Annotated in this window: 18 protein-coding genes and 1 riboswitch; of the genes, 13 read left to right on the plus strand and 5 right to left on the minus strand. The window is 71.8% G+C overall.

The window, feature by feature from the left end:
- Window positions 1–11: 11 nt before the first annotated feature.
- The 3 genes from Aph01nite_RS06615 to Aph01nite_RS06625 form a co-directional block, all read right to left on the minus strand.
- On the minus strand, window positions 12–299 hold the full coding sequence (locus Aph01nite_RS06615) for an Lrp/AsnC family transcriptional regulator (RefSeq protein ID WP_204039864.1): 288 nt from the start codon (window positions 297–299) through the stop codon (window positions 12–14).
- Between the two features lie 36 nt (window positions 300–335).
- Window positions 336–2057 (minus strand): DEDD exonuclease domain-containing protein, encoded by a 1722-nt coding sequence (locus Aph01nite_RS06620; RefSeq protein WP_204039865.1) that lies wholly within the window; start codon window positions 2055–2057, stop codon window positions 336–338.
- 63 nt (window positions 2058–2120) lie between these two features.
- Window positions 2121–2681 carry a GNAT family N-acetyltransferase gene (locus tag Aph01nite_RS06625; protein ID WP_204039866.1) on the minus strand — a complete coding sequence of 187 codons (561 nt, stop codon included), beginning with the start codon at window positions 2679–2681 and terminating at the stop codon, window positions 2121–2123.
- A gap of 311 nt (window positions 2682–2992) precedes the next feature.
- Between Aph01nite_RS06625 and Aph01nite_RS06630 the strand changes: the two genes are divergently transcribed.
- From Aph01nite_RS06630 to Aph01nite_RS06640, 3 genes are all read left to right on the plus strand, one after another.
- Window positions 2993–4309, plus strand: coding sequence for an NYN domain-containing protein (locus Aph01nite_RS06630; RefSeq protein WP_204039867.1), 1317 nt, complete (start codon window positions 2993–2995; stop codon window positions 4307–4309).
- A 111-nt stretch (window positions 4310–4420) separates the two neighbouring features.
- On the plus strand, window positions 4421–5383 hold the full coding sequence (locus Aph01nite_RS06635) for a C40 family peptidase (protein ID WP_239161436.1): 963 nt from the start codon (window positions 4421–4423) through the stop codon (window positions 5381–5383).
- A gap of 351 nt (window positions 5384–5734) precedes the next feature.
- Window positions 5735–5896: riboswitch (cyclic di-AMP (ydaO/yuaA leader) on the plus strand.
- 106 nt (window positions 5897–6002) lie between these two features.
- Window positions 6003–6545, plus strand: a complete 543-nt coding sequence (locus Aph01nite_RS06640; RefSeq protein WP_239161437.1) for a C40 family peptidase — start codon at window positions 6003–6005, stop codon at window positions 6543–6545.
- A gap of 20 nt (window positions 6546–6565) precedes the next feature.
- On the opposite strand, the gene Aph01nite_RS06645 is transcribed toward Aph01nite_RS06640, so the two are convergent.
- Window positions 6566–8722: an MMPL family transporter gene (locus Aph01nite_RS06645; protein ID WP_204039868.1), complete on the minus strand. Its 2157-nt coding sequence runs from the start codon at window positions 8720–8722 to the stop codon at window positions 6566–6568.
- Window positions 8723–8782: 60 nt separating this feature from the next.
- Between Aph01nite_RS06645 and Aph01nite_RS06650 the strand changes: the two genes are divergently transcribed.
- The 4 genes from Aph01nite_RS06650 (at window position 8783) to Aph01nite_RS06665 (ending at window position 12887) form a co-directional block, all read left to right on the plus strand.
- Window positions 8783–9277 (plus strand): MarR family winged helix-turn-helix transcriptional regulator, encoded by a 495-nt coding sequence (locus Aph01nite_RS06650; RefSeq protein ID WP_239161438.1) that lies wholly within the window; start codon window positions 8783–8785, stop codon window positions 9275–9277.
- Window positions 9278–9489: 212 nt separating this feature from the next.
- A complete protein-coding gene (locus tag Aph01nite_RS06655; RefSeq protein WP_204039870.1) occupies window positions 9490–10389 on the plus strand; it encodes a peptidase MA family metallohydrolase in 900 nt (299 codons plus the stop codon).
- A gap of 35 nt (window positions 10390–10424) precedes the next feature.
- Window positions 10425–11678 (plus strand): M48 family metallopeptidase, encoded by a 1254-nt coding sequence (locus Aph01nite_RS06660; RefSeq protein WP_204039871.1) that lies wholly within the window; start codon window positions 10425–10427, stop codon window positions 11676–11678.
- 45 nt (window positions 11679–11723) lie between these two features.
- Window positions 11724–12887, plus strand: coding sequence for a glycosyltransferase family 4 protein (locus Aph01nite_RS06665; RefSeq protein ID WP_204039872.1), 1164 nt, complete (start codon window positions 11724–11726; stop codon window positions 12885–12887).
- Here the strand turns inward: Aph01nite_RS06665 and Aph01nite_RS06670 are convergent.
- Window positions 12841–14595 (minus strand): AMP-dependent synthetase/ligase, encoded by a 1755-nt coding sequence (locus Aph01nite_RS06670; RefSeq protein WP_204039873.1) that lies wholly within the window; start codon window positions 14593–14595, stop codon window positions 12841–12843. The two genes, Aph01nite_RS06665 and Aph01nite_RS06670, sit on opposite strands and share 47 nt — an antisense overlap.
- Window positions 14596–14789: 194 nt before the next feature.
- Between Aph01nite_RS06670 and Aph01nite_RS06675 the strand changes: the two genes are divergently transcribed.
- The 6 genes from Aph01nite_RS06675 to Aph01nite_RS06700 are packed head-to-tail and all read left to right on the plus strand — an operon-like array spanning window position 14790 to window position 19267.
- Window positions 14790–15557, plus strand: a complete 768-nt coding sequence (locus Aph01nite_RS06675) for a metallophosphoesterase family protein (protein ID WP_204039874.1) — start codon at window positions 14790–14792, stop codon at window positions 15555–15557.
- A gap of 14 nt (window positions 15558–15571) precedes the next feature.
- On the plus strand, window positions 15572–16006 hold the full coding sequence (locus Aph01nite_RS06680; RefSeq protein ID WP_204039875.1) for an SRPBCC family protein: 435 nt from the start codon (window positions 15572–15574) through the stop codon (window positions 16004–16006).
- Window positions 16003–17151, plus strand: a complete 1149-nt coding sequence (locus Aph01nite_RS06685; protein ID WP_204039876.1) for an ArsA family ATPase — start codon at window positions 16003–16005, stop codon at window positions 17149–17151. Before Aph01nite_RS06680 ends, Aph01nite_RS06685 begins: the two co-directional genes overlap by 4 nt.
- The gene (locus tag Aph01nite_RS06690; RefSeq protein ID WP_204039877.1) at window positions 17148–17570 is read left to right on the plus strand and encodes a DUF5304 family protein; all 423 of its coding nucleotides are present in this window, start codon (window positions 17148–17150) and stop codon (window positions 17568–17570) included. Before Aph01nite_RS06685 ends, Aph01nite_RS06690 begins: the two co-directional genes overlap by 4 nt.
- Before the next feature lie 41 nt (window positions 17571–17611).
- Entirely contained in the window at window positions 17612–18556 is a 945-nt protein-coding gene (locus Aph01nite_RS06695; protein WP_204039878.1) for an ROK family glucokinase, read from the plus strand.
- 27 nt (window positions 18557–18583) lie between these two features.
- Window positions 18584–19267 carry an endonuclease/exonuclease/phosphatase family protein gene (locus Aph01nite_RS06700; RefSeq protein WP_204039879.1) on the plus strand — a complete coding sequence of 228 codons (684 nt, stop codon included), beginning with the start codon at window positions 18584–18586 and terminating at the stop codon, window positions 19265–19267.
- Window positions 19268–19355 lie beyond the last annotated feature (88 nt).

Here is a 19355-nt window from a genome sequence, read left to right on the forward strand (position 1 = left end):
ACGTGCCGGGGTCAGTCGGCGTCGCTGAGGCCGATGGAGAAGGCGGAGTCCAGATCGTGGCGGGAGTAGGCGCGGAAGGCGATGTGGGTCTCGGTGTGCAGCACGCCGGGGACCTTGTTCAGCCGCCCCGGGATCACCTCGGCGATCTCCTCGTAGCCCTTCACCCGGACCATGGCCATCAGGTCGTACTCCCCGGTGATCGAGTAGACCTCGCTGACGCCGTCGAGATCGGCGATGGCCTGCGCGACCTCGGGGATCCGAGCGACATCCGCGTTGATGTGCACGATCGCGGTGATCATGTGATCTCTCCCGTTTCTGGCTGACGTGAGATCAACCTATCGCAGCGGCCTGCCCTCCCTCGGGCGGTGCTCCCGCAGGCTCTCGTAGGCGCGGTCGATCCGCCCCTTCAGGCGGCCCGCGCCGTACGCCGGGAGGCTCCAGGTGCCGCCTTCGACGCGGACCAGGCGGACGCCGGGGGTGTCCAGCCAGCGCAGGATGGTCTCGGTCTCCTCGGCGCTGGCCGCCGGGGTGGGGCCGGGGCCGGGGATGACCGTCTCCGCGGTGGCGACCAGGGCCTCCACGTACGGCACCGGGTGGGCGCCGCGGGGCATCACGCCGGCGGCGGTCAGGCGGCCGTGGCGGATGACGTGGATGTCCCAGTCGCCGTCGAAGGCGGGGCTGGCGGCGACCATCTGCTCGATGCGGGTGAGCGAGAGCAGGCGCTGCATGCGGGCGGCCGTCCGCACGTACGCGGCGAGGCGGTCGCGGTCGACGGCGGCCTCCTCGTAGCGCTGTTCGGCGGAGAGCCGGTCCATCCGGGCCTCCACGGCGGAGAAGACGAGGCCGGCGTCGTGCTCCATGGCGTGGCGGGCCTGGGCGACGTGCACGCCGTACGCCGCCTGGGACTGCCTGCCGTCGCAGGGGGCGCCGCATTTGCCCAGCTCGGCCAGGGTGCAGGCACTGCGGAAGACCGTGGCTGATAATCGTTCGCCGCACTGCCGGAGCGGGAGCGCCTCGTGCATGGCGGTGCGCGCGTCGTCGGCGGTACGGCTGCTGCCGAACGGGCCGAGGTAGGTGGCGCCGTCGTCCTTGAGGTCGCGGACGATACTGAGCCGGGGGAACGGCTCGTTGGTCAGTTTCAGCCAGACGACCCGCTCGGGGAAGCGGGAGCGCCGGTTGTAGCGCGGTTTGGTGGCTCCGATCATGCGCAGTTCGCGGATCTCGGCCTCCAGGCCGGTGGCGCAGACGATGGTCCTGACCCGTTCGGCGATGCCGATCATCTCGCGGACGCGGGGCCTGGTCTCGCTGGCGGTGAAGTAGCTGCGGACCCGGTTGCGCAGGTTGGAGCTCTTGCCGACGTAGAGGGCCTCGCCCGCGGCGTCCTCGAAGATGTAGACGCCCGGGCGGCTGGGCACGCCCTCGGAGAGGTGGCGTTTGCGCTGCTGCTCGGGGGTGGGCATGCGGACGAAGCCCCGCAGGTCCTCCAGCGTGTGCACGCCCAGGGAGCCCACGCGGCCGATCAGCCCGTGCAGCACGTCGACGGTGGCGCGGGCGTCGGCCAGGGCCCGGTGGCAGGGCTCGGTGCCGCTCCGGAAGAAGCGTGCCAGCGTGCCGAGCTTGCAGTTGGGCGTCTCGTCGCGGTTGAGCACCCGCCGGGCGAGGTCGGCGGTGTCCACCACCGGGTTCACCGGCGGGGGGTAGCCCTGGGCCGCGCAGGCGGCCTTGATGAAGCCCAGGTCGAAGGGCGCGTTGTGGGCCACCAGCGTGCAGCCCCGGATGAACTCCAGGAAGCTGGGCAGGACCTCGGTCATGCGCGGGGCGGCCACCACCATCGCGTCGGTGATCCCGGTCAGCACCGAGATGAACGGGGGGATCGGGCCGCCCGGGTCCACCAGCGTGGCGAACTCGCCGAGCATCTCGCCGCCGCGCACCTTGACGGCCCCGATCTCGGTGATGCCGTGCTCGGCCGCGGAGGTGCCGGTGGTCTCCAGGTCGAAGACGACGAACGTCACGCCGGCCAGCGGAGTCCCGAGATCATCTAGAGTGCCCTGTTCCACGCCCTAGACCATAGAGACGCGGACCGACACTTCCCGGGATTGCCGCCGCCCCGCGTGTCGTGTCTATACGAGTTCGTCCCATTCGCGACGCAGCATCGCGTAGATGATCTCGTCGGTCCACTCGTCCTTGACCATCTCGTTCTCGACCAGATGCGCCTCCTTGCGCATGCCGAGTCGCGCCATGACCTTCGTGGAGGCGGTGTTGCGACCGTCGCAGCGGGCGGCGATGCGGTGGAGTCCCAGTCCCTCGAAGCCCAGCCTGAGCATCTCCCTGGTCGCCTCGGTGGCGTAGCCCTTGCCGTGGAACGCCGGATGGAGGATGTAGCCGATCTCGCCCTGCCGGTGCTCGCGGCTGTGCCAGAACAGCAGGCACTCGCCCGCCAGCGCGCCGCCCTCCCGCTCGCAGACGGCCAGCGCGAGCGCCTGCCCCTCGTCGGTGAGCTCCGTGACCTGGATCTTCTTCTCCAGGGACTCCCGCACCTCGGCCAGGTCACGCGGACCCCAGTAGAGATACCTGGTCACCTCGGGCAGCGACTGGAAGGCGTGTACGGCGTGCAGGTCGCCGGCCTCGTAAGGCCGCAGGATCAGGCGGGGCGTCTCGATGGGGTACGCGGGCTTGAGCATCCGACCAGACTAAATCACCTGATTCCGCCCAAGCGGCCGTGCGATGGCGGTGCGGTGGCCGTGCGGTGGCCGTGTGCCGGCCGGGTGGCGGGCCTCCGCCGTGGCCGCAGCTGCGCACGACGGAGGCCCTATCTGCACGGTATGTGATAGATCGTCCCTGGTTGCCGGTGGGGTGGTGGTTAAGTAGTGGGGCGGTAGCTGGTGAAATCCACTGATTCGGGCAGTGGAGGCGGGCAAGTCGCGGAAAGTGATGTGGGGGCCCCGCTGAGCCGTACCCTTGAATGAAAGACCAGGACGAGGAGCGACCAGGGATGAGTTCAGCCGGAGAGGGCCTGTCTCGTCCCCTGCCCGAGCAGGTTCGGGCTCACGTCGTCGAACTGGCGGCGCAGGTGCTCGGCGCGATGCCCGCGGGGACGGTTCCGCCGCCGCTGCGCGGCATCGCCAAGTTCGACCCCAGGAAGCGGGCCCGGCTTGGGAGCGCGCCCATCGCGGCGCAGCTGGAGAACGACAAGGAGTTCCGGGAGCTCGTCGCGGAGGCACTGACCGCCGCGTGGCCCGAGCTGGTGGCCGCGCTGGCCGAGGAGACCGTGCCGCCCGCCGCCGAACCCGTGCTGGTGGCCGCGGCGGCGTACCTGACCAGGCCGCCCGGCTGGCCCGAGCTGGTGGAGCGGGCGCGCGAGGACATCGACCGGCAGGCGGCGCTGGGCAGCCAGCGCGAGCAGGCCGAGAGCAAGCTGCGCGAGCAGCTCGCGGCCCAGCGCACGGCGGCCAAGGAGGAGGTCGACCGGGTCAGGGAGCAGCTGCGGGGCGCGCGGGCCGAGAACGCCGAGCTGCGGCGCAAGCTGCACGACGCCAGGGAGCGGGCCAAGGCCGCCGAGCTGCGCGCCCAGGAGCTGGACGCCGCCACCGCCGACGCCCGCAACCGGGTGGCGGGCGCGGGCGCCGCCGCCGAGGCGGAGATCCGCAAGCTGAAGGAGCGGCTGGCCGAGGCGGAGCGCCACCTGGAGGCCAGCCGCCGGGCGGCCCGCGAGGGGCGCAGCGTCGAGGACGCGCGCATCCGGGTGCTCATGGACGCGCTGGAGGACGCCGCGAAGGGGCTGCGCAAGGAGCTGTCGCTGCCGACGTCCATCAGCAGGCCGGCCGACTACGTGACCGCGGTGACGCCGGGGCCGCCGAGCGTGCGGGCGGTGCCCGCGCGGGCGCTGGCCGACGACGACCCGCAGCTGCTCGACCAGCTGCTGGCCATCCCCAACCTGCACCTGGTGGTAGACGGCTACAACGTCACGAAGACGGGATACGGCTCGCTGACCCTGGTGGACCAGCGCAGCCGGCTGCTGACCGGCCTGGGCGGGCTGGCCGTGCAGGTCAAGGTGGAGATCACCTGCGTGTTCGACGGGGCCGAGCTGGACGGTCCCGTCCAGGTCTCCGCGCCGCGCGGGGTGCGGGTGGCCTTCAGCGCCCCCGGGCAGATCGCGGACGACCTGATCCGGCAGCTGGTCAGGATCGAGCCGCCCGGCCGGGCCATCGCGGTGGTCTCCTCCGACCGGGAGGTGGCCGAGTCGGTACGCCGGATGGGCGCCAGGCCGGTGCCGTCCACCCTGCTGCTCAGGCGCCTTGGCCGTTCGTGATCGAGTGATCACGATAGGTGATGAGCAGGGCAAATAGCCCGAATCGGTTGAGCGAGCAAGATCGCTTCACTAGAGTTCCCGACCAGGTCTGTCCGTCTGGAAGGGGTCCTTGTGCGTGGGCGAGTCTCGGTCGCGGCGGGTATGGCCGCAGCCGTCATCCTCCTCCCGGTAGTCGGCGCGCAGGCCGACCCGAAGCCCACGATCGCCGAGGCGCAGGCCAAACTCCGGAAGCTGAACAAGCAGATGGACGACATCGTCGACGACTACAACGGCGCCAACGAGAAGTGGAAGAAGGCGAAGAAGCAGTACGACAAGGTCAACCTCGCCTTCAAGGACAAGGACCGGCAGGTCCAGGCGTTACGGGCGGGCGTCGTCGGCGTCGCGGTGAGCAACTACCAGACGGGCGACTTCCGGACCCTGAGCGGGCTGTTCACCGCCGACAACCCGGACGCCATGCTCAACACGCTGGCGCTGATGGACCAGCTGGCCGTCGGCCGCTCCAAGTCGCTGGCCACGTTCGAGGACGCGATCAAGGGCCTGCGCGACCAGCGGGAAGCCAGGAAGAAGACGTACGAGGACGCGTCCAAGATCAAGGACGAGCTGGTCAAGAAGAAGAAAAAGGCCGACCGGATGGTCGAGGAGCAGGTGAAGCTGCTCCGGGAGCTCGGGGCGTACAACCCGGGCAACACCAACAGCGCCGGGCAGGTCTACACCGGGCCCGCGTCGGGCAACGCGCTGGCGGCCCTTGAGTTCGCGTACGCGCAGATCGGGAAGCCGTACCGGTATGGGGGCACGGGTCCGGGGTCGTGGGACTGTTCTGGGCTCGTACAGGCGGCCTGGCGCAAGGGTGGCGTGAGCCTGCCGCGGACCAGTTACGAGATGTGGGCCTGGGGGGCCAACCGGCGGGTGTCGGTGAGCTCGCTGGAGCCGGGGGACCTGGTGTGGCACAGCGGGTTCGGGCACGTGGGCATCTACGCCGGCGACGGCAAGGTCGTGCACTCGCCGCAGACGGGTGACGTGGTCAAGGTCACGCCTCTCAGCCAGTACAACCCCGACAAGGCTGTACGTCCCTAACCATCCTGGGCGTAGAGCCCGAAATCCCGAAATATCGGTGCTTGGGTAAGCGCTTGCCGTCCGGCGTTGGAACGATCTTGCGTACCCGTGGGGCCGGTGGGGCCCGTGGGACGGCATTCAGCCTCTGATTCCCGATGTGTGACCAGAGTCACATTCATCGGCGAAATACCAGTGTAAGCAGGGGTTTTCTCGCACATTCCGAGTTATCTGATCTTTATCTTTTGGAGAAAGCTTTGCCGAATCAAGGGAAAGCTCGGTAGTTTCTGGCCCGCGACGTGCAAGCCATGCCGTCGCGTCCCTGTCAGCCAAATGTGCTGATGTCTCCATAAAGATCCATGTGTCGCATGTCACAAATGCGGCCGGCCGAGTCCATGCAGTCAGGAGGCATGGAGCCGGGGACCCAATAGGCCCTGTACGCAGGCGCTCAGGGGTGAATCGGTGGCAATTCCACCGTAGGGCGACTTCCCCGCCCGAATCCGTCAGCTAACCCGGTAGGCGCAAGAGGAAGATCATAGGAGCGATCCTGTCCACCACCCCCGCATGCCTGTCCCGTCTTGCCCGTCTCTCCCTGAGCGGCGTCGCTCTCACGGCCTCGGTCGGAGTCTTCGCGGCGCAGCCGGTGGCGGCTGAAACGGCGGCAGTCACCCTCACGAAGATCGGCTCCACCGACCCGGCCATTGCCGGGAACGTTCCCATCAGCGGCGTTCCCGCGCTGGACCTCCCCGCCGGCCACCCCCAGGCCGGCGCCGCGAAGGTCCCGGCGAAGAAGCGCGCCACCGTCACGAAGGCCGCACGCCAGCGGTCCAAGGCCCAGCGGGCCGTCGCGGTGGCCAAGGCGCAGATCGGCGACCCGTACCGGTGGGGAGCCACCGGTCCCGGCTCGTTCGACTGCTCCGGCCTGGTCGTGTACGCCTGGCGCAAAGCAGGCGTGAAGCTTCCGCGAACCACCTACTCCCAGCGCAGGGCGGTGAAGAAGAAGGTGTCCTGGCGCAACCTGCGCCCCGGCGACCTGATCTTCACCAGCGGCGGCGGGCACGTGGGCATCTATGTCGGAAAGGGCAGGATGGTCCACTCCCCACACAGCGGCGCCCGGGTTCGCATCGACAAGCTGAACACCTACCGCAAGCGCACCTTCGTCGGCGCGGTACGACCCGGTCTCTGACCGTGATCTAGATCCATCCCTCATCGGTGCTCCGCCTGGTCCCTGGGCGGAGCACCGATGAGGTCTTTTCGTCCCCCGCGTTCCCCGACCAGCAGGAGGCGCACGAGCGGCCGGGGCAGCCACCAGTTCCCGCGGCCGAACAGCACCACCAGGGCGGGCACGAGCAGGGCCCGGACCACGGTCGCGTCCAGCAGGATGCCCAGCCCGAGCGCCGTCGCGAAGATCTTCACCTCGGTGCCGGGCGTGGCGGCCAGGGACACGAACGCCAGGAACAGGATCAGCGCGGCGCTGGTCACCAGCCGCCCGGTGCGCGCCACCCCGCGGACCGCCGCCTCGGCGGTGGAGCCGGTCGCGTCGTACTCCTCCCGGATGCGGGCCAGGATGAAGACCTCGTAGTCCATGGACAGGCCGAACAGGAACGCGAACACCATCACCGGCACCCATTCGGTGAGGGCGCCGGTGGCCTCGATGCCCCAGAGCGCCTCCGACAGGAGACCCTGCTGCCAGGCCAGCACGACCAGGCCGAAGGTGGCGGCGACGCTGAGCGCGTTGAGCACGACCGCCTTGACCGCCAGCAGGAGCGAGCGGAAGGCGCGGACCAGCAGGACCAGGGTGACCAGGAGGATCATGGCGAGGGGGAGCGGGGCGACGCCGTACACGGCCTCGACGAAGTCGCGCCCCTGAGCGGCGGCTCCGCCGACGCGCGCGCCTGGCACCTCGGCGAGGGCCGCGCGCAGACGCTCGCGGGTTTCGCCCGCCGCGGCCGGTTCGTCCACGAGAACGGCGACGAGGCTCGTCCCCGCCCGTCGCCAGGCGGGGTCGGCCAGGACGGCCCGCACTCCGGGAACTTCTCGCGCCGTCTGTACGGCCCGGGCCGGGTCGCCGCCTTCGACCAGGACGTACTCGGGGCTCAGCACCCCCTGGCCGAAGCCCGCGCGGCCGAGATCGTCCAGCGTGGCCCGGGCCGTACCGGACGAGGCCATGGACGCGGGGACGGGCGCGCCCAGCCGCAGGTCCCCGACGGGCAGGATCAGCGCCCCGAGCGCGACGGCCGCGAGCAGCGCGGCCGCCACCGGCCGCCGGACCACCGCCGCCGCCCACGCCGTCCACCGCCGCGCGGGCCGCGACGGCCGCCGGTTCCGGTACGGCCAGTCCAGCCGCGTCCCGAGGCTCGCCAGCAGGACCGGCAGCAGAGTGACCGTGACGAGCACGCTGAACAGGGGGATCAGCAGTCCGCCGACGCCCATGGCGCGCAGGAACGGCACCGGGAGGACGATCATGGCCGCGAGGGCGACGGCCACGGTGACCCCGCTCAGCACCACGGCCGACCCCGCCGTGGCCATGGCGCGTTCGACGGCGGCCTCGTTCCCGGCTCCCGCGGCGCGCTCCTCCCGCCAGCGGGTGGTGATCAGCAGCGAGTAGTCGATGGCGACGCCGAGCCCGATCAGCCCGACCAGGAACTGCACGACGAAGGACACCTCCATCACCCCGGTCAGCCCCCACACGGCCAGGAACGTCACCAGCACCGCCATGGCGGCCATGACGAGCGGCAGCACCGCCAGCACCGAGCCGAACACGACCGCCAGCACGACCAGGGCCCCGACCCCGGCGATCAGCGTCTCCGCCAGCAGCCCGGGCCCGCTCGCCTCGCTGGACTGGATGAACAGGGCGTCGGTGCCGGTCACCCGGACCGGCGCGCCGGCCACCCGGACGCCGGCCAGGGCCCGCTCCATGCGCGGGATCGCCGCCGCGTACGGCGGGAACTGCGCGCTCGCCGGGGGATAGACCAGGGCGAACGTGGTACGGCCGTCGGCGGAGACCAGGCCCCGGTCGCCGGTGGCGGCGTACGAGACGGCCCGCACCTCGCCGACCGCGCGTTCGACCAGGCCGAGGGCGCGGCCGAGGTCGGCTCCCGCCGCCGGGGTGTCCACCCGGACGCCGGGCGGCGCGGTCACCACCAGCAGGACGGGATCCGCCGCGCCGCCGTTGCCGTAGTCGCGCAGGACGCGCTGGTTGGTCTCGTAGCCCGGCCGTCCCGGCAGGGCCCCGAAGTCGGGGGTCATGGCCTCGGTGGCGGGTGTCACGGCGATCGCTCCGGCGACGGTCAGCAGGAGCCAGGTGAGCGTCACCAGCCGGCGATGCCGGAGGACCCAGCGGGTCAGGGCGCGAAGGATCACGGTGCCTTCCCTGGTAAAATTAGTAAGACCGTAAAATATCTCGACGATCTAAAGGTTAGAGTGTCAAGAGAATATTCGGAACCCCCCGGCGTACGGGACAGTTCGCCCGCGCACCGGGCGCTGGTGTTCGCCACGCTCGACCTGGCCGCCGACGTCGACACCGTCGGCCAGGCCGCCGCGGCGCGGATCGGCATCAACCAGACCGATCTGATCTGCCTGAACGCGCTGTTCCGCGACGGCCCGATGACGGCCGGGCAGCTGGCGGCGGCCATCGGCCTGACCTCGGGCGCCACCACCACCGCCGTCGACCGCCTGGTCCGCGCCGGGTACGTCACCCGCGAAGGCGACCCCGCCGACCGCCGCCGAGTTCTGGTGGTGGCCTCGGAGGAAGGCGCCCGCCACGCGTTCGCCCTCTTCGACGGGCTGCTGGAGGCGGTCGCCCGGCTGGCGACCACCTACACCGACGAGCAGCTCGACCTGCTGCGGAACCTGATCCACGACTTCCGGACGCTCGTCGCCGACTACACGGCCACCCTGCGCGAGAAGCCCGACTGACCGCCGGTTGATATGACGCCCTTGCGGCGAGAGCGCGATGCGAGCCGGCCGGCCGTTCCCCTCGGCCCGTGCCGTGACGCTCTTGTGGTGAGAGCGCTGCCCTCTGCCGAGAGCGCCAGGCGAGCCGGCCGGCCGTTCCGCTCGCCCGGGCCTCGCCCGCGCCATGCCGGAACGCGGCGGTCCCACGCCGCCGTCGCGCATACGATCCCTCCATGCGCCCACGGCTGACCGCCGCCCTCCTGGCGGCCGTGCTGATGGCGTCCGCGTCCGCTCCCGTGGACGACCTGCTGGCCCGCGCGCGTGTGACGGCCCGCGAGCACCCCGGGATCTGGACGGGCGCGACGACGGTCCGGGACGGTGGGTCGCTCCTGCTGATCGCCCCGAGCGCATCGGTCGCCGCGATCGTTCCCGGGACGGCCACGACCGCCTCCGATCAAGAGGGCGGTGCGGAAGCGGGGACCGGGGACGACCTCGCCGTCGCGTTCGCGCGGGAGGTGGAGGCCGCTCGGCGGCACGTGAACCGGGTGTGGCCGATCGCCGGGGTCGTGGTGCTGGTGCCGGGGTCGACCGAGGAGGCGGCGGTGCTGGCGATGCCCGCCGGGGTGCACGGGATGGCGGCCCTGGCGGACGTGGATCACGTGATCGTGGAGCCCGCGGGGTTCGCGCGGCTGTCCGAGGTCGGGCGGCGGGTCGTGCTGGCGCACGAGCTGACGCACGTGGCCACCGGAGCCGCGGTGAGCCCGGACATGCCGATGTGGCTGGTGGAGGGTTTCGCCGACTATGTCGGATACCTCGGCAGCGGGCTCACCGACCGTCGAGTGGCGGCCGAGCTGGCGGCGGAGGTGCGCGCGGGGGTCCTGCCGCGGGAACTGCCCGGCAGGGCGGCGTTCAAGGCCGGGGCCGCCCGGCTGGCGCACGCGTACGAGGAGGCGTGGCTGGCCTGCCGGTACGTCGCCGAGCGGTACGGCCAGGAGCGGCTGATCGCGCTCTACCGGGAGGCGCGGGACGGCGACCCGGAGGAGGCGATGGCGCACGTCCTCGGCCTGAGCACGGCGGAGTTCACCGAGGCGTGGCGGGACTATATGCGGCGGCGGCTTGTCGGGCCGGTGTGATACGAAGGGCAGCGGGTTTCTGGGGGAGGTGACCGGTGGAACGGTCGGGGACACGGGGGGCCGCGATCGCGCTGGCCGGCCTCGGCGTGCTGTTCATCGCCGTGGTCGCGGTGACGACGCCCTGGCGGGAGGCGGTGGGAGCGCCGGCGGCGGAACCGGATCCGGCGCGGGACTTCAGCGCCCGGGAGATCGCCCGCGCCCAGGCGTTCGACACGGCGACCAGCACGCCGGCCTACCTGTCGCTGGGCGTCACCCTGCTGGTGGCGGGCGTCCTGGTGGCCACGCCGCTCGGCGCCGGGCTGCTGGCCCGGCTGCGCGGTCCCTGGTGGGCGCGCACCCTGCTCGGCGTGCTCGCCGTCTACGCCGTCTCGCTGGTGCTCCGCTGGCCGCTCGGCATGTGGCAGGAGACCGTCTTCCGGGAGTACGGGCTGTCCACCCAGACGTGGGCCACCTGGACGGGCGACCGCCTCAAGAACTTCGCCCTCCAGGTCGCCCTGTCCGCGATCATGATCCTGGTGATCGTCGCCCTGGCCAGGAAGTGGCCGGCCCGGTGGTGGATCCCCGCGTCGGCGGGGGCCTTCGTGCTCACCGTCGGGCTGTCGTTCGCCTACCCGGTGCTGGTCGAGCCGGTGTTCAACGACTTCAGGCCGCTCCAGGCCGGGCAGCTCAGGAACGACCTGCTCGCCATGGCGGAGCGGGACGGCGTGCCGGTCGAGGACGTGCTCGTCGCCGACGCCTCCCGGCGCACGACGGCGCTCAACGCGTACGTGTCGGGGTTCGGGGCCACGCGCCGGATCGTCGTGTACGACAACCTGCTCAAGGAGCCCCCGAAGGAGACCGAGCTGATCGTGGCGCACGAGCTCGGCCACGCCAAGAACGACGACGTGCTGCACGGCACCCTGGTGGGCGCGCTCGGCGCCGCCGCCGGCACCTGCCTGCTGTTCCTGGCGGCCCAGGTCCTGCGCCGCCGGGCGGGCGTGCCCGCCCTGGGGGATCCGCGCGCGGCCGGCCTGCTGGTCGGGCTCGTCTCCCTCGGCACGCTCCTGTCCAGCCCCGCGCAGAACCTGGTGAGCAGGCAGATCGAGGCCCGCGCCGACCTGCACGCCCTGGAGCTCACCCGCGACCCGGCCACCTTCACCGCCATGCAGCGCCGCCTGGCCACCCGCAACATCTCCGACCTGTCTCCGGACACCTTCGAATACGTCCTCTACGTATCCCACCCGACGGCTCCGCAGCGCATCGCCATGGCCCGCTCCTGGGCCGTCGCGAACAGCGTGGCGGAGCCGTGACCGGGGCGCCGTGACCGGGCGGGGCGGCGCCGGACGGAGGTCCTCATGGGGCGCACGCTGATCGTCACCAACGACTTCCCGCCCAGGCCCGGCGGCATCCAGTCGTTCGTGCACTCCCTCGCGTCCCGCCGTCCGCCGGGTTCGGTGGTGGTGTACGCGCCGTGCTGGCCGGGGGACGGGGAGTTCGACGCGCGGCAGCCGTACCGGGTGGTCCGGCATCCGGGGAAGCTGATGCTGCCGACCAGGGACGTGGCGCGGCGGGCGGTCCGGCTGGTGGAGCCGGGCGACACGGTGGTGTTCGGGGCCGCCGCCCCGCTCGGGCTGCTCGCCCCGGCGCTGCGGGACGCCGGAGCCGACCGGGTGATCATGCTGACGCACGGCCACGAGGCCTCCTGGGCCCGCCTGCCCGTCGCCCGCGACCTGCTCCGCCGCATCGGGGAGCACGCCGACCTGGTCACCTACCTGGGCGCGTACACGCATGCCCGGCTTAGCACCCGCATCCCGGAGGACAAGCTGGCCCGGCTCGCGCCGGGCGTCGACACCGCGCTCTTCCGTCCCGGCGCGGGCGGCGACCGGGTCAGGGCGGCGCTGGGGCTGACCGGCCGTCCCGTCGTCGTCTGCGTCTCCCGCCTGGTGCCGCGCAAGGGCCAGGACATGCTGATCAAAGCCTGGCCGCGGGTGCTCGCGGAGGTGCCGGACGCGTGCCTGCTGCTCGTCGGCGGGGGTCCGTCCCGCAGGTCGCTGGAGCGCGCCGCCGCCGGGCACCGCGACAGCGTGGTCATCACCGGCCCGGTCCCGTGGTCGGAGCTGCCCGCGCACTACGACGCCGGTGACGTGTTCGCCATGCCGTGCCGTACGCGCCTGGCCGGAATCGACGTGGAGGGGCTCGGCATCGTCTATCTGGAGGCCGCGGCCACCGGGCTGCCCGTCGTGGCGGGCAGTTCAGGCGGCGCGCCCGACGCCGTCCGCCACGGCGACACCGGCCTCGTCGTGGACGGCGGTTCCGCCGCCGCCGTCGCCGAGGCCGTCACCGCCCTGCTCGGGGACCGGGACGCGGCCCGCGCCATGGGCGAGCGCGGGCGCGCCTGGATCGAGGCCGAGTGGACCTGGGACCGGGTCGCCGCCCGCTTCGCCGGCCTCCTCGACCATCCGGGGACGGCCGTCAGGAGCCGTAGAGCTCGTCGATCTGCTTGGCGAAGTCGCGCATGACCACGCCGCGCTTGACCTTCAGGGACGGGGTCAGGTGCCCGGTCTCCTCGGTGATGTCGGACTCCAGGATGACGAACTTCTTGATCTGCTCGGCCTTGGAGACCATGCGGTTGGCGTTGTCGATGGCGCCCTGCACCTCGGCGTGGAGTTCCTCGTCGGTCAGCGTGACCTGGGCCATGGCCTCCGGGTCGAGGGTGACCAGCGCGCCGATGAAGGGCTTGTCGTCGCCGACCACCATGACCTGGCTGATCAGGCGGTGCGCGCGGATGCTGTCCTCCAGGGGCGCGGGCGCGACGTTCTTGCCGGCCGCGGTGACCAGGATCTCCTTCTTCCGGCCGGTGATCTTGAGGTAGCCGTCCTTGTCCAGCTCGCCCACGTCGCCGGTGTGGAACCAGCCGTCGGAGTCGATCACCTCGGCGGTGGCCTTCTCGTTGTTCCAGTAGCCGTCGAAGATGTGCCGGCCCTTGACCAGGATCTCGCCGTCGTCGGCGATGCCGATGCTCACGCCCGGGAAGGGCTTGCCGACCGTGCCGACCTTGTTCGCGCCGGGGATGTTGACCGTGGAGGGCGCGGAGGTCTCGGTGAGGCCCCAGCCCTCGAAGACCTCGATGCCGACGCCGCGGAAGAAGTTGCCGAGGCGCTCGCCCAGCGCGGAGCCGCCGGAGACGGCCGCGGTGAGCTTGCCGCCGGTGGCGGCGCGCAGCTTGGCGTAGACCAGCTTGTCGAACGCGGCGTGCTTGAGCCGCAGGCCGAGACCGGCGCCGCCGGTCGACTCGGCCTTGCTGTACTCGATGGCCACGTTCGCGGCCGTGTGGAAGATCTTGCCCTTGCCGTCGGCGGTGGCCTTCTGCTCGGCGCCGTTGTAGACCTTCTCGAACACGCGCGGCACGCCCAGCAGGAAGGTCGGCTGGAACGACTGCAGGTCGGGGGCGACGTTCTTCATGTTCGGGGTGTGCGCGAGCACCGTCCCGGTCTCCAGCAGCACGATCTGCACCATGCGCGCGAAGCTGTGCGCCAGCGGCAGGAACAGCAGCGCGGCCCGGCCGTCCACGGTGAACATGCTCTCCAGCGGGCCGAGGGCCACGTTCCGCGCGGTGAACAGCAGGTTGTCGTGGGTGATCCGGCAGCCCTTGGGCATGCCGGTGGTGCCCGAGGTGTAGATGATCGTGGCCAGGTCCCGCCCGCCCCGCCCGGTCCTGCGCTCTTCGAGCGTCTCGTCGGTGACGTCCGCGCCGGACTCGGTCAGCGTGCCCAGGCCGCCGTTGTCGATGTTCCACAGCAGCGGCAGGTCGGGCGCGGCCTCCCGTACGGTCTCCTCGTGGGCGGAGGTCTCCACGATGGCGGCCTTGGCGCCGCTGTCGGAGATGATCCACTTGACCTGCTCGGCGGAGCTCGTCTCGTAGATGGGCACGCCGACGCCGCCGGCCGCCCAGATCGCGTAGTCGGCCACGGTCCACTCGTACCGGGTGCGGGACATCAGGGCGATCCGGTCGCCGGGTTCGAGGCCCGCCGCGATGAGGCCCTTGGCCACGCCCGCGACCGCGTCCCGGAACTCCGAGGCGGTGACCGCGATCCATTGGCCGGTCTGGCCGTCCTGGCGCCGGATGCTGACGGCGCCGGGTTCGTCCACCGCCCGCTGGAACACCGTGTCGGTGCAGTTGGCCGACAATGGGACGTCCACCAGCACGGGAACGCTGTACTCGCGCACGGTCACTCCTTCGTGGCACGGCTGGGTAAGTTTGCACCGGACGCTACCGCGAGAAGTTACGCGTTGGTAGATCCGTCACCCAGGCGTTATCCGGGCAATTTCACGCTATCAGCCAGCATGTGGATCAAGGGTCCGCCGCGCTGAGGGCCCAGGCAGGCGCGGGACGGCCGGTAAACGGCACGTAATATGACGGTATGCGGGTGAATGTCGTCAGCGACGTCCACGGGCGGGCCGACGCGCTCGCCCGCGCCGGCGAAGACGCGGACGCCGTGATCTGCCTGGGCGATCTGATCCTCTTCGTCGACTACGCCGACCACTCGCAGGGCATCTTCCCCGACCTGTTCGGCGCGGAGCGGGCCAAGGAGTTCATCGACCTGCGCACGGCCGGGCGGTTCACCGAGGCCCGCGCCATGTCGGCCGACCTGTGGGCCGCGCTCGGCGGCGACCCGCGCGAGCACATCGACAGGGCCGTCCGCGCCCAGTACGCGCAGATCTTCGCCGCCATGCCCACGCCCGCCTACCTCACCTACGGCAACGTGGACCTGCCCGCGCTCTGGCCCGACTACGCCCGCCCCGGCCACCACATCCTGGACGGGCAGACGATCGAGATCGGCGGGCTGACCTTCGGGTTCGTGGGCGGCGGGCTGCGGACGGCCTACCGCACGCCGTACGAGATAGACGACGAGGAGTACGCGCGCAAGGTCGAGGCGCTCGGCCACGTGGACGTGCTGTGCAGCCACATCCCGCCGGCCGTCCCCGACCTGCTGTACGACACCGTGGCCCGGCGGTTCGAGCGGGGGAGCGAGGCCACGCTGGCGGCGATCCGCCGTACCCAGCCGAGGTACGCGCTGTTCGGGCACGTGCACCAGCCGCTGGTGGCCAGGACCAGAATCGGCCGGACCGAATGCATAAATGTCGGCCATTTCAGGGGTCGTGGGACGCCGTTCGCTCTCGAATGGTGAAGTACGGTTAGCCCATGGCTGATCGCACCACGTCGAGCATCATGATCGGGGCCGACGGGCCGACCATCATGTCCGTGATTGCCGACTTCCCGGCGTACCCGGAATGGGCCGGCCAGGTGAAGTCGGCGCGCATCCTGACCGAGGACGCGGAGGGCCGCCCGGCCACCGTCCGCTTCGTCCTGGACGCTGGCGTGATCAGCGATGAGTACACGCTGGCCTACGACTGGGACGACGCCGCCGTGAGCTGGCACATCGTCGACAGCGGGCGGATGGTCTCCGGGCTCACCGGCAGCTACCGCCTCGCCCGGCGCGGCGACGGCACCGAGGTGACCTACGAGCTGGCGGTGGACCTCAAGGTCCCGATGATCGGCATGATCAAGCGCAAGGCCGAGAAGGTCATCATCGACACGGCCCTCAAGGGGCTGCGCAAACGCGCCGAGAGCCCATGAGGGTCCTGCTCTTCACCGGCAAGGGCGGCGTCGGCAAGACGACGGCGGCCGCCGCCACCGCCACGCTCGCGGCCAGGCGCGGCCTGAAGACCCTCGTGGTCTCCACCGACACCGCGCACTCCCTCGCCGACGCGCTGGACGTGGCCGCCGCGCAGGACCCGGTCGAGGCCGCCCCCGGCCTCTACCTCCAGCAGGTCGACACCCAGCGCTCCCTCGAACGGCACTGGGGCGAACTGCGCGACTACGCCAGGGCGGCCTTCCGCGAACTCGGCCTGGACGAGATCACCTCCGAGGAGGTGACCGTGCTGCCCGGCGCCGAGGAGGTCATCGCCCTGCTCGAACTGCGCGAGCAGGCCCGTACCGGCCGGTGGGACGTGATCGTGGTGGACTGCGCGCCCACCGCGGAGACGCTCCGGCTGCTGGCCCTGCCGGAGGCGCTGGACTGGCACGTCAACCGCCTGCTCCCCATCGGCAGGCGGCTGCTGAAGGCGTTCGGCCCGCTGGTCCGGCAGGTCGCCAAGGTCAGCGCCCCCGAGGACAAGGTCATCTCGGCGGGGGAGCGCCTGCACCGCGGCCTGATGGCCGTCCGCGAACTCCTCACCGGCGACAACGCCTCCGTCCGCCTGGTGCTCACCCCCGAGGCCGTCGTCGTCGCCGAGGCCCGCCGCACCCTCACCTCCCTCAGCCTGTACGGCTACCGCGTGGACGCCGTCGTCGCCAACCGCGTCTTCCCCGCCGACGGCGCCGACGAGTGGCGCTCCCGCTGGGTCGAGGCGCAGGCCAGGCAATTGGCCGAGGTGCACGGGTCCTTCGCGCCGCTGCCGATCCTGACCGTGCCGTACCTGCCGGCCGAACCCGTCGGCGTGGACGCCCTGGCCGAGGTCGGCGAGGTCCTGTACGCCGGCCACGACCCCTTCGCCCCGCCGGCCGCCGAACCCCCGATGCGGATCGGCGCCGACGAGCTGACCCTGTGGCTGCCGCTGGCCGACCGGTCCGAGGTGGATCTGGCCCGCAAGGGCGAGGAGCTGATCGTCACCGCCGGCTCCTACCGGCGGATCATCGCGCTGCCCGCGGGGCTGGCCCGCCGTACGGTCGCCTCGGCGGCGCTCCAGGACGGCCACCTCCGGGTAACGTTCGAGATATGACGGAAAGCAATGATCGGCCGGATCCGCTCGGTTCCGCGGCGGAAGAGGCGATGAAGTTCCTCGACTCGCTGCAGCAGCGGGTGGGCCGGGAGATCGGCAAGGGGTTCGTGAAGGGCGCGGGCAGCGGGCTCAGCAGCGGACTCAGCGGTTTCAGCGGCAGTACGGGCCGCAACAGGCGGGAAGATGTGTGGGGGGAGGCGGTTTCCGGGCATGATCATGAGGAGTACATCTGCCGGGCCTGTCCGGTCTGCCGCGTCATCGCCGCCCGCAAGGAGTCCGGTGGCGACGTCACCGACCACCTGATCGCGGCGGGCGGCGAACTGCTGGCCGCCTTCCGGCAGGCGGTCGACGCTCTGCAGCGCCCGGCCACGCCGCGACGGCAGGATGACTCGCGGGTAGAGCACATCGATCTGGGCTGAGCACCCGGGCACCCCCGGGGCTCTACTGCGGGAGGGGCGGCATGACGCTGACCATCGGCATCGACATCGGCGGGACGAAGGTCGCGGCCGGAGTGGTGGACGACGACGGCAAGATCGTCGAAAGCCTGCTCAGGCCCACGCCCGCCGACAACCCGGAGCTGGTGGCCGGCGTCGTGGCGGAGGCGATCAAGGAGCTGGCCTCCCGGCACGAGGTCGAGGCGGTGGGCGTCGGCGCGGCCGGGTTCGTGGACGAGACCCGCTCGGTCGTCCGGTTCGCCCCCAACCTGGCCTGGCGTGAGGAACCACTGCAGAAGAAGGTCGCCGACCTGGTCGGCCTGCCCGTGGTGGTGGAGAACGACGCCAACGCGACGGCCTGGGGCGAGTACCGGTTCGGCGCCGGCCGGGGCGAGACGCACGTCGTCTGCGTCACCGTCGGCACCGGGATCGGCGGCGGCATCGTGCTCGGCGGCGCCCTCTACCGCGGCCGCTGGGGCATGGGCGCCGAACTCGGCCACATCCAGAGCGTGCCCGAGGGCAAGCTCTGCGGCTGCGGCAACCTCGGCTGCTGGGAGCAGTACGCGAGCGGCAACGCCCTGGTCGCCGAGGCCCGCCGCCTGGCCACCGCCGACCCGGGACGCGCCGCCCTGCTGCTGGAGATCGCCGGCGGCACGCCGGAGGAGATCGAGGGCCGCGAGGTCACCGACGCCGCCCGGCAGGGCGACCCGGTCGCCCTGGAGGCCTTCGAGTCGATGGCGGGCTGGCTGGGCCAGGGTCTCGCCGACCTCGCCGCCGTGCTGGACCCCGGCTGCTTCATCATGGGCGGGGGCGTCTCGCAGGCGGCCGACCTGTGGCTCGACCAGGTCAGGGTGGCCTTCGCCGAACGGGTGACCGGGCGCGGCCACCGCCCGCTGGCCGACATCAGGATCGCGGAGCTGGGCGCGTCGGCGGGTCTGGTGGGGGCGGCCGATCTCGCGCGCCTGCCGTGAGCCCGCCGCGCTGGCTAGTGTGGATCGGTGATCAGGGTCGCGTCCTACAACGTGCGCGCGCTGTGGGATGACCGTCAGGCGCTGGCCCGGGTCATCGGCGTGCTCCGCCCCGACGTGCTGTGCGTGCAGGAGGCCCCGCGCGGGCGGCCCCGGGCGCTGCCCGGGGTCACCGGGCTGCGCCTGGCGGCGGGGGCGCGCACCAGCGGCGTCGCCGTGCTGACCGGCCCGCGCGCCGCCGTCGTGCACGCCGAGCACCATCGGCTGCGATGGTTCCCCGGCCTGGAGCGGCGCGCGATCGCCATCGCGGTGGTGGACGTCGACGGGACGCGCCTGGCCGTCGGCTCGGTTCACCTGGACCTGCACGCCGGGGCCCGGCTGTCGCACGTCAGGGAGGTCGCCGCCCGGATCGAGGCCGCCGCCGCGGAGCATGAGGCCGTCCCGGTCGTGGCGGGCGACATCAACGAGGAGCCCGCCGGACCGGCCTGGCGGTACCTGTCCGGCCGTTTCACCGACGGGTACGCCACCGCCCCGCGCGGCGACGGCCACACCTATAGCGCGAAAAATCCGCAGAAGCGGATCGACGGGGTTTTTGTCGGGCACGGGCTGACCGTGCACGCCTGCGGCGATTCCGACGAGGTCCCGAGCCTCGACGACCTGCGTACCGCCACCGATCACCGGCCCGTGGTGGCGGACCTATCCCGGATGGCGTGACGCCGTACGGGAAGGGGTGTCTCGGGCAATGTCACCAGAATTGGGTCTCTCGGCACCTTGCCGGGGTTCCGGCCCGTACGATTTGGTC

It is taken from the genome of Acrocarpospora phusangensis (assembly GCF_016862995.1).
Taxonomy (GTDB): Bacteria; Actinomycetota; Actinomycetes; order Streptosporangiales; family Streptosporangiaceae; genus Acrocarpospora; species Acrocarpospora phusangensis.

What these genes read in the sequence shown, in the direction of transcription:
- Aph01nite_RS06615 (WP_204039864.1), bottom strand. Translation starts at nt 299, where the DNA reads ATGATCACCGCGATCGTGCACATCAACGCGGATGTCGCTCGGATCCCC.
- Aph01nite_RS06625 (WP_204039866.1), bottom strand. Translation starts at nt 2,681, where the DNA reads ATGCTCAAGCCCGCGTACCCCATCGAGACGCCCCGCCTGATCCTGCGG.
- Aph01nite_RS06630 (WP_204039867.1), top strand. Translation starts at nt 2,993, where the DNA reads ATGAGTTCAGCCGGAGAGGGCCTGTCTCGTCCCCTGCCCGAGCAGGTT.
- Aph01nite_RS06655 (WP_204039870.1), top strand. Translation starts at nt 9,490, where the DNA reads ATGCGCCCACGGCTGACCGCCGCCCTCCTGGCGGCCGTGCTGATGGCG.
- Aph01nite_RS06665 (WP_204039872.1), top strand. Translation starts at nt 11,724, where the DNA reads ATGGGGCGCACGCTGATCGTCACCAACGACTTCCCGCCCAGGCCCGGC.
- Aph01nite_RS06675 (WP_204039874.1), top strand. Translation starts at nt 14,790, where the DNA reads ATGCGGGTGAATGTCGTCAGCGACGTCCACGGGCGGGCCGACGCGCTC.
- Aph01nite_RS06680 (WP_204039875.1), top strand. Translation starts at nt 15,572, where the DNA reads ATGGCTGATCGCACCACGTCGAGCATCATGATCGGGGCCGACGGGCCG.
- Aph01nite_RS06685 (WP_204039876.1), top strand. Translation starts at nt 16,003, where the DNA reads ATGAGGGTCCTGCTCTTCACCGGCAAGGGCGGCGTCGGCAAGACGACG.
- Aph01nite_RS06690 (WP_204039877.1), top strand. Translation starts at nt 17,148, where the DNA reads ATGACGGAAAGCAATGATCGGCCGGATCCGCTCGGTTCCGCGGCGGAA.
- Aph01nite_RS06695 (WP_204039878.1), top strand. Translation starts at nt 17,612, where the DNA reads ATGACGCTGACCATCGGCATCGACATCGGCGGGACGAAGGTCGCGGCC.